This is a genomic window from Streptomyces achromogenes (assembly GCF_030816715.1).
Taxonomy (GTDB): domain Bacteria; phylum Actinomycetota; class Actinomycetes; order Streptomycetales; family Streptomycetaceae; genus Streptomyces; species Streptomyces achromogenes_A.
This window is the reverse complement of the sequence record NZ_JAUSYH010000001.1, coordinates 7429850-7444181: the sequence shown is the minus strand read 5'-3', so window position 1 is coordinate 7444181 and position 14332 is coordinate 7429850. Positions and strand designations below refer to the sequence as shown.

Below are 14332 nucleotides of genomic sequence, written 5' to 3'. Positions count from 1 at the left end.
ACCAAGCGACCGAGCGGTGACGTGGTGGTCGTCGGCGCGGGCATGGTGGGCGCGGCCTGTGCGCTGTACGCGGCGCGTGCCGGACTCGACGTGATCGTGGTGGACCGCGGCCCGGTGGCCGGCGGCACCACCGGCGCCGGCGAGGGCAATCTCCTCGTCTCCGACAAGGAGCCCGGCCCCGAGCTCCGACTGGCTCTGCTGTCACTCCGGTTGTGGCAGGAGCTGGCCGCCGAGGAGGAGTTCGCCGCGGCCGTGGAGTACGAGCCCAAGGGCGGCCTCGTGGTGGCGTCGAGCGCGGAATCCCTGGCCGCGCTGACGGTCCTCGCGGCCGGGCAGCGCGCCGCCGGGGTGCGGACCGTCCCTGTCGACGCGGCTCGACTCCGGGACCTGGAACCCCACCTGGCGGCCGGACTCGCCGGCGGCGTGCTGTACCCGCAGGACGCCCAGGTCATGCCCACCCTCGCCGCCGCCCACCTGATGCGCGCCTCGGGCGCACGGCTGGAGACCGGCCGTGCCGTGACACGGATCCTGCGCGGCCCCGACGGCGCGGTGCGGGGCGTGCGGACCGACCGCGGCGACATCCTCGCGCCGGCCGTGGTCAACGCGGCGGGCGTCGCGGGAGCGGAGGTCGCCGCCCTGGCCGGCGTCGCACTGCCCGTACTGCCCCGCCGTGGCTTCGTCCTGGTCACCGAGCCGCTGCCGCCGCGGGTACGGCACAAGGTGTACGCCGCCGACTACGTGGCCGACGTGGCGAGCGACTCGGCGGCCCTGCAGACCTCCCCGGTCGTCGAGGGCACCGCGGCCGGGCCGGTGCTGATCGGCGCGAGCCGGGAGCGGGTCGGGTTCGACAGGTCCTTCTCGCTGCCGGTCGTGCGCGCCCTGGCGGCGGGGGCCACCCGCCTCTTCCCGTTCCTGGCGCACGTCCGGGCGATGCGCACCTACGTCGGCTTCCGCCCGTACCTGCCCGACCACCTGCCCGCGATCGGCCCGGACCCACGGGTGCCCGGACTGTTCCACGCCTGCGGACACGAGGGCGCGGGCATCGGCCTCGCCACCGGCACGGGCCGGCTCCTCGCGCAGACGCTCACCGGCGCGAGCCCGGAGCTGGACCTGACGCCGTTCCGCCCCGACCGCTTCGACCGCCCGCACCGCGCACACCGTTCCCCGCGTCCAGGCCGCCCGGGTGGCCGATCCGGCCGATCCGGCCGTGCGGAACCCTTCGGCGAGGAGGCCTCCCCGTGAATCCCCTGCGGTTGGTCCGGGCCCGTCCCGGCGCTCCGTTCACCGTCACCTTCGACGACAGGGCGATCGAGGCGCTGCCCGGGCAGACGCTGGCCGCCGCGCTGTGGTCGTCCGGTGTCACGGCCTGGCGCACGACCCGGGGTGCGGGGCGGGCGCGCGGGGCGTTCTGCGGCATCGGAGTCTGCTTCGACTGTCTGGTCACCGTCGACGGCCGGCCCAACCAGCGGGCCTGTCTGGTGCCGGCCACGCCCGGAGCCGTCGTCCGCTCGCAGGCCGGGTCGGGCCACGATGAGTGACCGCCGCCCGGTCCTCGCGGTGATCGGCGCCGGCCCGGCAGGGCTCGCCGCCGCCCTGGCGGCCGCGGCGCGCGGTGTGCGCGTGGTGCTGACCGACTCCGCCGCCGAGGCGGGCGGGCAGTTCTACCGGCAGCCCGCGCCCGGCCTCGGCGCCCGGCGCCCCCAGGCGCTGCACCACCAGTGGCGCACCTGGGAGCGGCTGCGCGCCGGACTCGACGCCCATCTCGACGCGGGTCGCGTGACGCACCTGAGCGATCGTCACGTCTGGTGCGTGGAGCGGGAGTCGGGCTCCCTCGTCGTGCACGCGTTGCTCGGTCCGCGGCAGGCGGAGTCCGTCGCCGTGCGGGCCGACGCGGTACTGCTGGCGACCGGCGGATACGAGAAGGTCCTGCCGTTCCCCGGCTGGACCCTGCCCGGAGTGGTCACCGCCGGCGGCGCGCAGGCGCTGCTCAAGGGAGGGCTGTCGCTGCCCGGCCGTACGGCCGTCGTCGCCGGCACCGGCCCGCTGCTGCTGCCCGTGGCGACCGGTCTCGCGGCGGCCGGCGCCCAGGTCGCCGCCCTGGTCGAGTCGGCCGGCCCCAGGGGCCTCGCACGCAGCGCCCGCGCCTGGGCGGCGGCCCCCGCGAAGCTCGCCGAGGGAGCGGCCCTCGCGGCGCGACTGGCGCTGCACCCGCGTGCCGGTGATGGTCCGTCATGTAGTGCTGAAGGCCCATGGCGTCGACCGACTGGAGTCGGTCACCGTGGCCGCGCTGGACGCCGACGGCCGTCCCGCGCCCGGCAGCGAACGGCGGCTCTCCTGCGACACCCTGGCCGTCGGCCACGGTCTGCTGCCGCACACGGATCTCGCGGACGGGCTCGGCTGCCGTCTCGACGGACCGGGCGTGTGGGTCGACGCCGAGCAGCGCACCGACGTGCCCGGCGTCTGGGCCGCGGGCGAGACGACGGGCGTCGGCGGCGCCACGCTGTCGCTGGCGGAGGGGCACATCGCCGGCCGCTCGGCGGCGGCGAGACTGACCGGACGGGTCCCCGACCCGGCCGGCTGGGCCCCGGCCGCCCGGACCCGTGACCGGCTGCGGGCGTTCTTCTCCGCGCTGGACGCCGCGTACGCCGCGCAGCCCGTCCGGTGGACGGAGCAGGTGACCGACGAGACGGTCGTGTGCCGCTGCGAGGAGGTGCCCGCCGGCGCCGTCCGCGAGGCCGTCGGCACCCTCGGCGCCGGTGATCTGCGTACCGTGAAACTCCTGACCAGGGCCGGCATGGGCTGGTGTCAGGGCCGCATGTGCGAGCCCGGAGTAGCCGGCGTGGCGGGCTGTGCGCTCACCCCGGCACGACGGCTGCTGGCCCGCCCGGTCCCGCTCGGCGTCCTCGCCGCCCCGGCCGAACCCCCGGCCGAACCCCCGGCCGAACCTCCCGTCGAACCTCCGGTCACCCAGTGACATGTCACACCTCACCCCCACGTCACCGCTTGTGAAGGGACCCGTGCATGACCACCCCCGCCACCCCGCCCGCGCCCGCCCGTCCCCCGGCCGCCGCCCCGGCCGCTCCCACCGCCTCCCGGCGGCGCCCCTGGCACGGCGTCCTCGTCGCCACCGCGCTGCCGCTCGACGACGACCTCCGCGTCGACCACGACCGGTACGCCGAGCACTGCGCCTGGCTGGTGGCGAACGGCTGCGACGGCGTCGTCCCCAACGGATCGCTGGGCGAGTACCAGGTGCTCACGCCCGAGGAGCGCGGACGGGTGGTGGAGACCGCGGTCGCCGCCGTGGGCGGGTCGCGCGTCATGCCCGGGGTCGCCGCGTACGGCTCCGCCGAGGCCCGCCGCTGGGCCGAGCAGGCGGCCGGGGCGGGCTGCTCGGCGGTGATGCTGCTGCCGCCCAACGCCTATCGCGCCGACGAGCGGGCCGTCGTCGCCCACTACGCGGAGGTGGCCCGGGCGGGCCTGCCGGTGGTGGCGTACAACAACCCCGTCGACACCAAGGTCGACCTGGTGCCGGAACTGCTGGCACGGCTGCACGGCGAGGGTCACGTGCACGCCGTGAAGGAGTTCTCCGGCGATGTGCGCCGCGCCTACCGCATCGCCGAACTCGCTCCCGAACTCGATCTGTTGGCGGGTGCGGACGACGTGCTGCTGGAGCTGGCCGTGGCCGGCGCGAAGGGCTGGGTGGCCGGCTACCCCAACGCGCTGCCGAGGGCCTCGACGGAGCTTTACCGGGCGGCCGTCGCCGGTGACCTCACCACCGCGCTCCCCCTCTACCGCCAGTTGCACCCGCTGCTGCGCTGGGACTCGCGCGTCGAGTTCGTCCAGGCCATCAAGCTCTCGATGGACGTCGTGGGCCGGCACGGCGGCCGCTGCCGTCCGCCACGGGTCCCGCTGCTGCCGGACCAGGAGGCGGCCGTCCGGGCGGCCACCGAGAAGGCCGTCGCCGCCGGTCTCGCGTGACGCGTCCCCCCACGGCGCGCGCGCCGGAAGAGACCCCCCGGGACGCCCCCACCACCACCCCAGCAGACGACCACCGCCCGGCGGCCGGCCGCACGGCACGGAAAGGCACCTCATGCGCAGCAAGCTCGTCCTGCACGCCGTCGACTCGCACACCGAGGGCATGCCGACCCGGGTGATCACGGGCGGCGTCGGCGTCGTCCCCGGCGCGACGATGAACGAGCGCCGGCTGTGGTTCCGTGAACACCGGGACGACATCAGGCAGTTGTTGATGAACGAGCCGCGCGGGCACTCCGCGATGAGCGGCGCGATCCTCCAGCCGCCCAGCCGGCCGGACTGCGACTGGGGCGTGCTCTACATCGAGGTCTCCGGCTATCTCCCGATGTGCGGGCACGGCACGATCGGGGTGGCGACCGTCCTCGTCGAGACGGGCATGGTCGAGGTCGTCGAACCGGTCACCACGATCCGGCTGGACACCCCGGCAGGGCTCGTCGTCGCCGAGGTCGCGGTCGCGGACGGCGCGGCCACGTCCGTCACGCTGCGGAACGTCCCCTCCTTCGCGGTCGCGCTGGACCGCAGGGCGGCACTGCCCGACGGCCGCACGGTGACCTACGACCTGGCGTACGGCGGGAACTTCTACGCGATCCTGCCGCTGGAGGAGTTCGGGATCCCCTTCGACCGCGCCCGCCGGGACGACATCCTGCACGCCGGGCTGTCGCTGATGGAGGCGATCAACGCCGAGGGGGAACCGGTCCATCCGGAGGATCCCTCCATCCGCGGCTGCCACCACGTCCACCTGTACGCGCCCGGCGCCACCGCCCGGCACTCCCGGCACGCGATGGCCATTCACCCCGGCTGGTTCGACCGCTCGCCGTGCGGCACCGGCACCAGCGCGCGCATGGCCCAGTTGCATGCGCGCGGCGAACTGCCGCTGCACACCGAGTTCGTGAACGAGTCCTTCATCGGCACCCGTTTCACAGGCCGGCTCCTCGGGCGCACGGAGGTCGCCGGCCGTCCGGCGGTGCTGCCCAGCTTCACCGGCCGAGCCTGGATCACCGGCACCGCCCAGTACCTGCTGGACCCCACGGACCCCTTCCCGGACGGCTTCGTGCTCTGACCGGCGTCCTTTCCGCGCCCGTGAGCAGCAGGCGGCCCGCCTCCCGGCCGACCGGTGCGTGATACTGGTGGCACGTGACATGGCACAGCGTTTCGAGGAGATCCCCATGGCCCCGCGCACCGGCAGCCGGACACCCGCCTCACCGGCGCCCGCACCGGCCGCGGCGCCCGCTGTGCCCGCGCCCGCGCTGCCGGTGCTCGGCGGCCGCCGGAGCAGTTACCGCGAGCGGGTCGCCGACGCCCTGCGGGCCGCGCTGATCGCGGGTGAGCTGCTGCCCGGCGAGGTGTACTCGGCGCCGGCCCTCGCCGCCCGCTTCGGCGTGTCGGCGACCCCGGTGCGCGAGGCGATGCTCGACCTCGCGAAGGAGGGTCTGGTCGACGCCGTCCCGAACAAGGGGTTCCGGGTCACCGACGTCTCCGACCGGCAGCTGGACGAGTACACCCACGTCCGCGCCCTCATCGAGATCCCCACCGTGGTCGCGCTGGCCGGCACCGCCGACCCGGTGTCCCTGGAGGCGCTGCGTCCGGCGGCCCGTGAGATCGTCGCCGCCGCGGTCGCGGGCGACCTCATCGCCTACGTCGAGGCCGACACCCGCTTCCACCTCGGTCTGCTGGCCCTCGCCGGCAACGCCCATCTCGTCCAGGTGGTACGTGAGTTGCGCGGTCGCGCCCGGCTGTACGGGTTGACCGCCCTGTCCGCGTCGGGCCGTCTGCTGGCCTCCGCCGAGGAACACCTGGAGCTCCTCGACGCCCTGCTGGCCCGCGACGAGCGGGCGGTGCGCGAGATCATGACCCGGCACCTCGGGCATGTCCGGGGCCTGTGGGCCGCCGCTCGCGCGTAGCCGCCCGCCCGAAGTGGGCGGCTCGCCCCACGAAGTCCGCCCTACCCCCCGCGCCACCCCGGCCCGTCGGGCACGGCTGTGATCCATGTCGCGGGTGGCGGAAGCGTGGTGGGTGTGCCGAACGGGCATGCAACTGCCCGTGCGCGAAGGATCGGTGTCTTTTCTGTGGGGGAACGCGTGAGTCTGTGTGTCATCGGTGCCGGACTGTCGGGGCTGGCGGCCGCCCACTCCCTGAAGTCCGAGGGCGTCGACTTCGTCGTCCTGGAGCGGGCGCCCGAGGTCGGCGGGCTCTGGCGGCAGCCGCAGGCCGGCGAACGCGGGCCGGGCTACCTCTCGCTGCACCTCAACACCAACAAACGGCTCACCGGTTACGCCGACTACCCGATGCCCGACTCCTACCCCGTCTACCCGAAGCACAGTGACGTCGCCGCGTACCTGCGTGCCTTCGCCGAGTGGGCCGGCGTGACGGACCGCATCGAGCTGGGGACGACGGTCGAATCCGTCACCCGGAGCGCCGACGGTTCCTGGACGGTGGTCAGCCGGGACGCCGGGGGGCGGCGCACCACACGCGACTTCAGCCAGGTCGTCGTCGCCTCGGGGCACAACACCGAGCCGGTTCTGCCCGCTCCGCTCCCGGGTTCCGACACCTTCGAAGGAGCGGTTCTGCACGCTCTCGACTACCGCGACGGGAGCGACTTCACCGGCCGGCGAGTCGTCGTGGTGGGGCTGGGCGCCTCGGCGGTGGACATCGCCGCCGACCTCTCCCGGTACGCCGCGCAGACCGTCCTGTCCGTGCGCCGGGGACTGCACATCGTGCCCAAGCAGCTCTTCGGCATGCCGTTGGACGATGTCGCCGAGGCGCCGTGGTGGACGGCCATGAGCCTGGCGGAGCAGCGCCGCTTCATCGAGCAGGCCCTGCTCGTCGCGCGCGGCAAGCTCTCGGACTACGGGCTGCCCGAGCCGGACCATCCGATCTTCGCCTCGGCCGTGACGGTGTCCGACGAGATCCTCACCCGCATCCGGCACGGCGGGATCGTCCCCAAGCCCGCGATCGAGCGCTTCGACGGCGGCCGCGTGGTCTTCACCGACGGCACCTCCGTGCCTGCCGACGCGGTGGTCCACTGCACCGGGTACCGCATGGCGTACCCGTTCCTGCCGCCGGGCTGCCCGATCGGTCCGCAGGGTTCCGTCGAGCTGTACAAGCGGGTCGTCGCGCCCGACCACCCCGGTCTGCACTTCGTCGGCCTGGTCCGCCCGCACGGCTCCGTCACCCGTCTGGTGGAGGCCCAGTCCCGCTGGGTGGCACGGATCGTGGCGGGCAGGGTGACACTGCCGGAGCGGGAGGTCATGCGCAAGGAGATCTCCGGCTACCTGGACGGCATCGCCGGTCAGTACGGCCAGGTGCAGAGCGCGTCCATCCAGGTCAACGTCGCGCCCTATCTGGAGGAGCTGCAGGCCGAGTGACGCCGTGTCACCTGGCGTCGGCGCCATCGGGGACGAGTCCGGCGCGTCCGTCCGCCCGGGGGCGTCCCGGTGGCTTCGCGATCCGTGCGGGCGAGGGGAGCGGTTCGACGGCGTCGGCGCAAGGCCCCCCTCGGCGTTCTCATCCCCGGGCGCGGGTCACCACGCGCTCACGCCTCGGCGGCCACGGGGGCCGGGGGCGGGGCGACGACCGGCACGACGTCCGGCACGACGTCCGGCGACAGGACCGTGGGCGGCCGGACCTCGTACGCCTCCGAGGAGATGTACGTCATCACCCGCGGCGGACGGCCCCGTTGGTGGGCCAGCCCCAGATAGGCGACGAGGCCCACGCCGTCCTCCATCTGCCGCGAGGTGACGGCGGCCGAGGCGCGCCGCACCGAGACCGGGTCGATGCCGTAGCGGGCGTGCAGTGCGGCGGCCCGGTCCAGGGCCACGCCGTCGTGGCGGGCGTAGTCGCGGACCGGGATGTAGACGGTGAAGCCGCTCGGCAGGCCGGTCCGCGTCTCGGTGAAGGCATGGCACGTCTGGACGGGCCGGCGGTCGAGCTGCGGCTTGTGCTCCTCCCCCGCCACGATGCGGAAGAACTCCTCGATCTCCACGCTGCCGGGGCCGTCGCCCGTACGGCACAGGGCGCCCGCCTCCGCGGCCGACAGGTCGTCGTGCGCCAGATAGACCTTCACCCGTGGCTCCGCCCAGTCACCGAGGTCCAGGGCGAAGAACAGATGGCGGTCACCGTCGGGCAGCGCCTGGAACGCCTTGCGGTGACCGAGTCGTTTCAGCGCCTGCCGTACGGTCCTGGCGGCCCGCTTCTCTCCCGAGGCCGCGGGGTTCAGATAGACCTTGACCTTGGGGACGCCGCCCGCACGCAACTCCAGCGCGCACCAGAGCGCCAGCGGCCCCTGCGGCGACGGCGGGAAGAACAGGTCCTCCAGGTCGTCGAGCGGGTCGGTGCCGAAGCCCCAGCGCCGGCCCATCTCGCGTATCACCCGCAGTCCGGTGCGGCCGTTGTCCGTCAGGTCGCCGGCGCCCGCCCCCGGCTCGAGGAGCACCCGCAGGGTCGGCGGCGCACCTGGTTCGCAGGAGAGGGAGAACTCCACGGGGGTGTGGTCGTCCGAGAGGAAGCTCCGGCTGGGCGGCGGCAGTTCCAGCGGTCGCTGGGCGATCGGGCCCAGCACGTCGAGGAGTGTGCGCGCGTAGACCTCGGAGTCGGCGGCGGGCAGTCCCGCGATCTCGCTCAGTCGCAGTAACTGACGGGCCGCGTGGCCGCCGAGCGTGCCCGCCGCCGGCTCGCCCGGGAACCCGGGACGCGAGGCGGTCATCGGACGCCGCCCTCGGGGACGGGCCGGGCACGAAGATACCCGCCTGGGGAGGCGGGTATCAGGGTGTGCACGACGATGGGGTCTCGTATGAAAACGGCGTCGGCGGATATGTGGTCCACGACACCTCCTCTGACTCGTGAGCAACACGGAACACCGCGTTCCTCACTACCCGTGAGGTTGAATCGTCATGCAGTGGTGAGGAATTGGCGGGTGTTGTGTGAATCACCTCGTCAGCCAGTTGAGGAACTGGCTCCACACGCCTCCACGTTCGTTCCTGCCGCCCGCCGGGGCGGTGTTCTGCGGACGCACCGGGGCCTCCCTGCGGGCCGGCGCGGGCCGCTGGACGACCTGGACCGGGGTGAACTTGGCGGGCAGCGCCGTGAGTCCGCGGTTGAAGGGGCCCGGCCGCCAGGTCAGGCTCTCGGTGGGCACCGCCAGCTCGACGTCGGGCAGCTTGTTCAACAGGTTCTCGATGGCCGTCACGGTGATCTGCCGGGCGGGCTCCTTGGACGGGCAGGCGTGCGGGCCCGCGCTCCAGGCGAGGTGGGCGCGGTTGCTGCCGGCCTGGCGGGCCGCCGTCAGCGCCGGGCCGGTGTTGGCCGCCGCATAGCTGACCAGCACGAGGTCACCGGCCTGCAGCTTCTGTCCGGCGAACTCCATGTCGGACACCGGGTAGTGGGCGCCGAGGTTCTGCATCGGCGGGTTCTCCCACAGCGTGTCGTCGATCGCCTCGTCGATCAGACCGCCCTGGTGGGCGTACGCGTCGTGGGTGAGCAGACGGTGCAGCGTGTTGCCGATGAGGTTGCGCAGCGGCTCGTTGCCCGCCACCAGCAGGAGGGCGATCTGGTGGACCATTTCCTCGTCGGTGAGCTTGGCCGGGTGCTGCATCAGCCACGAGGGGACGTCGTCGCCGGGCTTGGACCGCTTGAGCGCGACGAGTTCACCGATGGCCCCGAACATCACCCCGACCGCCTGCTCGGCGTTCACCCCGTCGAACATGCCGGTGATGCCGAAGACGACGCGGTCCCCGATGTCGGCGGTGCAGCCGAACAGCTCGTTGAACACGAACAGCGGCAGCTGCTTGGCGTAGTCGCCGAGCAGATCGGCCGAGCCGCGCGAACCGAACTGCGAGATCAGGTAGTTGGAGACCTGCTCGGTGGTCCGGCTCAGCTTGCGCGAGTCGACGCGCGCCATGCTGTCCGTGATCGCCTGGCGCAGCCTGTGGTGTTCCGCGCCGTCGCTGAACATGGCGTTGGGCCGGTGGGCCAGCAGTGGTGCGACCGGGCTGTCCGCGGGGATGCGACCTTCGTTGAGGTCCCGCCAGCGGCGCGCGTCCTTACGGAACGCGCCCGAGTCCTGGAGCAGTTGGAGGGCGAAGGCGTAGTCCGTGACGAGGGTGGCCTCGACCCCCGGCGACAGCTCGACGGGCGCGGTGGGACCGTAGTGGCGCAGGTAGCTGTAGTAGGCCTGCGGGTCGGCCGCGAAGTCCGGCCCGTACAACGGCACTCTGCCGTCGGCCTGGTGCGCCGGGCACCCGGGCGGGGGCACGGGTGCGGTGGGTTGTTCCATGTGTGCTCCTAGTGTGCACGTTCCTGCAGATGGCGGACGAGGGTGATCAGCGCGTCGGCCGACGACCGCTCGTCTCGCGCGTCGCAGGTGACGACGGGGGTGTCGTCGAGCAGGTCGAGCGCTTCGCGCAGAGCGTTCTCGTCCCGCGGCGGGGCGCCGTCGAAGTGGTTGACGGCGATGGCGTAGTCGAGTCCGTACTGTTCGATCAGGTCGATCACGGCGAAGGAGTCCGCGAGCCGCTCGGGGTCGACGAGCACCAGCGCGCCGAGCGCGCCGCGCGCCATGTCCTCCCACATCTGCACGAAGCGCTGCTGGCCCGGCGTTCCGAACAGGTACAGCACGACACGGTCGCTGATGGTCAGCCGGCCGAAGTCCATGGCGACCGTGGTGGTGGTCTTGCCCTGGACGCCCTTGAGGTCGTCGACCGCCTCGGCCGCCCGGGTCATCGTCTCCTCGGTCGACAGCGGCTCGATCTCGGAGATCGCTCCGATGAACGTGGTCTTGCCGACCGCGAAGTGACCCACGACGAGGATCTTGACGGCTGTCTGCGTCTCACCGCGGCGGACGTACGCCTGCTCATCCAAACTTGGCCCTGAGACCATTCAGCACCTCCTCCAGGATGTCCCGGTCGGCGAGCGGAGCCCGCTGGACGGGCGGGCGGGTGATGAGGTAGCCGCCCTCCGTGAGCGCGGCCAGGAGGATCTTCACCACGCCCAGGGGCAGTTGGGTGTGCCCGGCGATCTCGGCGACCGACAGGTAGCCGGCCGCGCACAGGTCCAGCAGCTTCTGTTCCTCGGGGGACAGCCTGGTGGGCCGCTGCTCGTGGTCGGCGGCCGCCGTGACCAGCGTGATGAGGGACAGCTGCCCTTCGTCGGGCAGTCCGCGCCCCTTGGTGATGACGTACGGGCGCACTAACTCCGGCGTCTGCGGCTCCAGTTCCCCGTAGCCCGTCATGACCGCACGCCGAGGTTCTCGCGCGGCGGCGTGGTGAGCGCCTTGCCGAGCTGGCCGACGAGCTGCTGCATCCGGAAGGTGATGTCCGCCATGTCGACGTCCGGGGAGGCGGAGACGCCGAGGTAGGCGCCCTCGCCGGCGGAGATCAGGAAGACCCAGCCCCCGTCGAACTCGACCAGCGTCTGCCGCCAGCGCATCTGCGCGTCCTCGCAGAAGAAGGCGAGTGAGCGGCTGAGCGACTGCACACCGCTCATCGCGGCGGCGACCCGGTCCGCGTCGTCCTTGTCGAAGTCCTGCGTCCGTGCCATCAGCAGGCCGTCGGCGGAGATCAGGACGGCGTGCAGGGCCCCGGGAATCTCCAGGGCGCTGTCAAGCATCCATGACAGATCGTCATTCACGAGAACTCATGCCCTTCGCTGCTTGCACCACGGGTGCTCGACTGTTCCGCCGGGTCGGCCTGTACGGCCCGGCCAGACCGGGTGCCGCGCTGGAAGGCGCCCATGATGGCCGCGGTCTCCGCTCCCGTCCGGGAGGGGCCGGAGGCGTTCGACGCGCTGCCGGGGACGATGGCCATCGGCCGCTTGCGGCGCCGCTTGGGCAGGCCGTCGGACGTGGTGGCCGCGGTCAGCGCGGTCTCGGGGCCGCCGCCCACGGGGGCGGGCGAGGCAGCGGGAACGACCGGGGCCGGTTCCTTCTGCTCGGGTGCGTTGGTGAGCAGGTCGTGCGGCAGGAGGAGAACCGCCCGGACGCCTCCGTACGGCGAGGTGGAGTCCACGGACACCTCGAAGCCGAAGCGCTCGCTGAGCACGCCGATCACCGCGAAGCCGAACTGCGGGGGGTTGCCGAGGCCGGAGACGCCCGACACCCGTTCACTCGAGAGGAGTTTGTCCGCCCGGGCGCGCTCCTCGTCGTTCATTCCGACGCCGGCGTCGTCGACGACGATGCAGATGCCCTTGGGCACGGTGCGAATGTTGATCTCGACGACGGTGTCCGGGCTGGAATAGCTCGTGGCGTTGTCGAGCAGCTCGGCGAGGGCCAGCGCGACGGGCTCGACGGCACGGCTCGTGATGCCGAAGTCGACCTGGGAGAGGATCTCGACCCGCCGGTAGTGGCGCACCCTGCCCTGGGCGCTGCGCACCACGTCGTAGACGGACGCCACATCGCGTGCGCGTCCCAGCCAGCCGTCACAGAGCACGGCGATCGACTGGGCGCGCCGGCCGAACTGCGAGTTGGTGTGGTCGATCTCCAGGAGGTCCTGGAGGATGACCGACTCGCCATATTTGTTCTGCAGCCGGGAGACGATCAACTGCTGCTCCGCGGCAAGGCCCTGAAGGGTCCGCATGGCGGACTTGAGGACCGTTTTCGTAGCCTCTTCGGCTCTTTCCTGAGCAGCCTCGACCGATTGCGCGTACTCGTTCTCCAAGGCGGAGTAGTGGGATCTGAGCCCCACAATCTCCTGCCTTAAGGCACGCGCCGCCCTGCGCTGGCGAACAATGAGGGCGACTGCGCTGAGTACGGCGGCGAGGAGAGCCCAGAGTACCGGGTTCTGTATGTAATCAGTCATAAGACTCTCTTCAGGCGACTGACGGCCAGTTGCTGAATTCCCGTCAACACGGGTGGACCGGCGGACCGCCCGCACGGGGATGACCGCCCGGACTGTCCCCCGTAGCCGGAGATGTCGTCTTGCACCCATCCGCCCGCCCACAAGCGAGCGTGATCGTATCACCACAAGAAGGAACCAGAGTCCGCCAATATCCCCACCGAGATGAACATTGACGATGCGTCAGTCGTACTGGTGGGCGACGGTGGAGCGACCGGGCAATCGCCTTTGTGACAGCCACGTCAAGCAGCGCGACACGACAACCGATAAACGGCCTTCCGCGACATTCCGGATCCAATGGATACCGAAAACAACAAAACCCGCATCCGGCAGAACGCCGAATACGGGTCAATGAGCTGTCACCGAGTGAAATCCGCTCGGTACGGAGAGTGAGAGTGTCCGAGGGGGGACTTGAACCCCCACGCCCGATAAAGGGCACTAGCACCTCAAGCTAGCGCGTCTGCCATTCCGCCACCCGGACCAGGTGATGCCGCCCTGCGAGGCGTTCCCCGCGGCGACACGGACAACAATACCAAGCTTTCGGGGTGGCTCTCACCTGCATATCCGCTGGCCGCGCAGGGTGACGGCGCCCTCACCGCTAACTCCGCACGTCGTCAGGACGTGGCGCGGATGGAGTGCGAACTCATGGCGTGCTCGGTGTGCTCGCGCATCAGCCGGGTGGCCCTCTGTTCGTCGTGATCGGCGATGGCCGCGATCAGGTCGCGGTGCTCGATCCACGACTCGTGGCCGCGCTGCCGGGCGATCGGCGTGCAGTGGCAGCGCACCCGGCGGTCGACCTGGGCCGCCAGCTCGGCGAGGACCGCGTTGCCCGAGAGCTCGACGACCTTCGTGTGGAAGCGGGCGTTCAGGGCGAGCGCGGCGTCCACGTCGTCCTCCGTGACGGCCGGCACGCTCTGCGCCAGGATCTCGTTCAGCGCGACGATGCCGTCTTCGTCCGCGTGCGCGGCCGCGAGACGTGCGGCTTCCGCCTCCAACAGGGTGCGCACGGCGAGAAGTTGGTTCACCTCTTCCGTGGTCGGCTCGTGCACGAACGCGCCCTGGGCCGGCCGGAGATCGACCCAGCCCTCGGTGTTCAGCCGCTGCAGCGCCTCGCGCACCGGCTGCCGCGAGACGCCGAGGTGACCGGCGAGCTCGCTCTCGACGAGGTGCCGGCCGGGCTGCAGAGCGCGCGTGGTGATGAGTTCGAGCAGTGCCTCGTAGACGCGGTCGCGCAGCGGGCCGGGCCGTTCGAGCTTGGGCACCGCGCCGTGCGGCAGCGGCAGTCCTGTCGACAACATCGGTCGGTCCCCTCCTGGACAAGCGCCGGGCGACCGCGGCCGAAGCCGAAGCCGCGGATCGGATGACGTCGCGAACGGCTGCCGTCGCCCCGCGCGGACGACCGGACACCGGGCAACCGGCCATCCGACGGCGGACTGTGGGGCGTTGGCGGTTGGCGGTGGGCGCGCGAGCAGTCG

General features: G+C 72.4%; 13 protein-coding genes, 1 tRNA gene and 1 pseudogene. 7 read left to right on the top strand and 8 right to left on the bottom strand.

The window, feature by feature from the left end; genetic code table 11:
- Nucleotides 1-42: 42 nt before the first annotated feature.
- The 7 genes and pseudogenes from QF032_RS33290 (at nt 43) to QF032_RS33260 (ending at nt 7397) form a co-directional block, all read left to right on the top strand.
- The gene (locus QF032_RS33290; RefSeq protein WP_373430506.1) at nt 43-1242 is read left to right on the top strand and encodes an NAD(P)/FAD-dependent oxidoreductase; all 1200 of its coding nucleotides are present in this window, start codon (nt 43-45) and stop codon (nt 1240-1242) included.
- Nucleotides 1239-1538, top strand: a complete 300-nt coding sequence (locus QF032_RS33285; protein WP_307047583.1) for a (2Fe-2S)-binding protein — start codon at nt 1239-1241, stop codon at nt 1536-1538. The genes QF032_RS33290 and QF032_RS33285 overlap by 4 nt, the downstream gene beginning before the upstream one ends.
- Nucleotides 1531-2974: pseudogene (locus QF032_RS33280) on the top strand (FAD/NAD(P)-dependent oxidoreductase). The gene QF032_RS33285 and the pseudogene QF032_RS33280 overlap by 8 nt, the downstream one beginning before the upstream one ends.
- 47 nt (nt 2975-3021) lie before the next feature.
- A complete protein-coding gene (locus QF032_RS33275; protein WP_307058941.1) occupies nt 3022-3978 on the top strand; it encodes a dihydrodipicolinate synthase family protein in 957 nt (318 codons plus the stop codon).
- A 112-nt stretch (nt 3979-4090) separates the two neighbouring features.
- Nucleotides 4091-5092: a proline racemase family protein gene (locus QF032_RS33270; protein WP_307058939.1), complete on the top strand. Its 1002-nt coding sequence runs from the start codon at nt 4091-4093 to the stop codon at nt 5090-5092.
- 106 nt (nt 5093-5198) lie between these two features.
- A complete protein-coding gene (locus tag QF032_RS33265) occupies nt 5199-5933 on the top strand; it encodes a GntR family transcriptional regulator (RefSeq protein ID WP_307060473.1) in 735 nt (244 codons plus the stop codon).
- Between the two features lie 177 nt (nt 5934-6110).
- On the top strand, nt 6111-7397 hold the full coding sequence (locus QF032_RS33260; RefSeq protein ID WP_307058937.1) for a flavin-containing monooxygenase: 1287 nt from the start codon (nt 6111-6113) through the stop codon (nt 7395-7397).
- Nucleotides 7398-7564: 167 nt separating this feature from the next.
- Here QF032_RS33260 and QF032_RS33255 read toward each other — a convergent pair whose 3' ends face one another.
- The 8 genes from QF032_RS33255 to QF032_RS33220 form a co-directional block, all read right to left on the bottom strand.
- The gene (locus QF032_RS33255) at nt 7565-8734 is read right to left on the bottom strand and encodes a tryptophan dimethylallyltransferase family protein (RefSeq protein ID WP_307047573.1); all 1170 of its coding nucleotides are present in this window, start codon (nt 8732-8734) and stop codon (nt 7565-7567) included.
- A gap of 222 nt (nt 8735-8956) precedes the next feature.
- Complete coding sequence (locus QF032_RS33250; RefSeq protein WP_307058935.1) at nt 8957-10303, bottom strand: cytochrome P450; 1347 nt, start codon at nt 10301-10303, stop codon at nt 8957-8959.
- An 8-nt stretch (nt 10304-10311) separates the two neighbouring features.
- Entirely contained in the window at nt 10312-10905 is a 594-nt protein-coding gene (locus tag QF032_RS33245; protein ID WP_306947527.1) for a GTP-binding protein, read from the bottom strand.
- The gene (locus tag QF032_RS33240; protein WP_057582153.1) at nt 10880-11257 is read right to left on the bottom strand and encodes a DUF742 domain-containing protein; all 378 of its coding nucleotides are present in this window, start codon (nt 11255-11257) and stop codon (nt 10880-10882) included. The genes QF032_RS33245 and QF032_RS33240 overlap by 26 nt, the downstream gene beginning before the upstream one ends.
- On the bottom strand, nt 11254-11655 hold the full coding sequence (locus QF032_RS33235) for a roadblock/LC7 domain-containing protein (protein WP_306947531.1): 402 nt from the start codon (nt 11653-11655) through the stop codon (nt 11254-11256). Before QF032_RS33235 ends, QF032_RS33240 begins: the two co-directional genes overlap by 4 nt.
- Nucleotides 11652-12821, bottom strand: coding sequence for an ATP-binding protein (locus tag QF032_RS33230; protein ID WP_307047569.1), 1170 nt, complete (start codon nt 12819-12821; stop codon nt 11652-11654). Before QF032_RS33230 ends, QF032_RS33235 begins: the two co-directional genes overlap by 4 nt.
- Before the next feature lie 432 nt (nt 12822-13253).
- A tRNA-Leu gene (locus tag QF032_RS33225) sits at nt 13254-13338 on the bottom strand.
- A 133-nt stretch (nt 13339-13471) separates the two neighbouring features.
- Complete coding sequence (locus QF032_RS33220) at nt 13472-14155, bottom strand: GntR family transcriptional regulator (RefSeq protein WP_307058933.1); 684 nt, start codon at nt 14153-14155, stop codon at nt 13472-13474.
- Nucleotides 14156-14332: the final 177 nt, after the last annotated feature.

Bases quoted from the DNA above. Each gene is read 5' to 3' on its own strand.
- QF032_RS33290 (WP_373430506.1), top strand. From the start codon at position 43: ATGGTGGGCGCGGCCTGTGCGCTGTACGCGGCGCGTGCCGGACTCGAC.
- QF032_RS33275 (WP_307058941.1), top strand. From the start codon at position 3,022: ATGACCACCCCCGCCACCCCGCCCGCGCCCGCCCGTCCCCCGGCCGCC.
- QF032_RS33270 (WP_307058939.1), top strand. From the start codon at position 4,091: ATGCGCAGCAAGCTCGTCCTGCACGCCGTCGACTCGCACACCGAGGGC.
- QF032_RS33265 (WP_307060473.1), top strand. From the start codon at position 5,199: ATGGCCCCGCGCACCGGCAGCCGGACACCCGCCTCACCGGCGCCCGCA.
- QF032_RS33255 (WP_307047573.1), bottom strand. From the start codon at position 8,734: ATGACCGCCTCGCGTCCCGGGTTCCCGGGCGAGCCGGCGGCGGGCACG.
- QF032_RS33250 (WP_307058935.1), bottom strand. From the start codon at position 10,303: ATGGAACAACCCACCGCACCCGTGCCCCCGCCCGGGTGCCCGGCGCAC.
- QF032_RS33245 (WP_306947527.1), bottom strand. From the start codon at position 10,905: ATGGTCTCAGGGCCAAGTTTGGATGAGCAGGCGTACGTCCGCCGCGGT.
- QF032_RS33240 (WP_057582153.1), bottom strand. From the start codon at position 11,257: ATGACGGGCTACGGGGAACTGGAGCCGCAGACGCCGGAGTTAGTGCGC.
- QF032_RS33230 (WP_307047569.1), bottom strand. From the start codon at position 12,821: ATGACTGATTACATACAGAACCCGGTACTCTGGGCTCTCCTCGCCGCC.
- QF032_RS33220 (WP_307058933.1), bottom strand. From the start codon at position 14,155: ATGTTGTCGACAGGACTGCCGCTGCCGCACGGCGCGGTGCCCAAGCTC.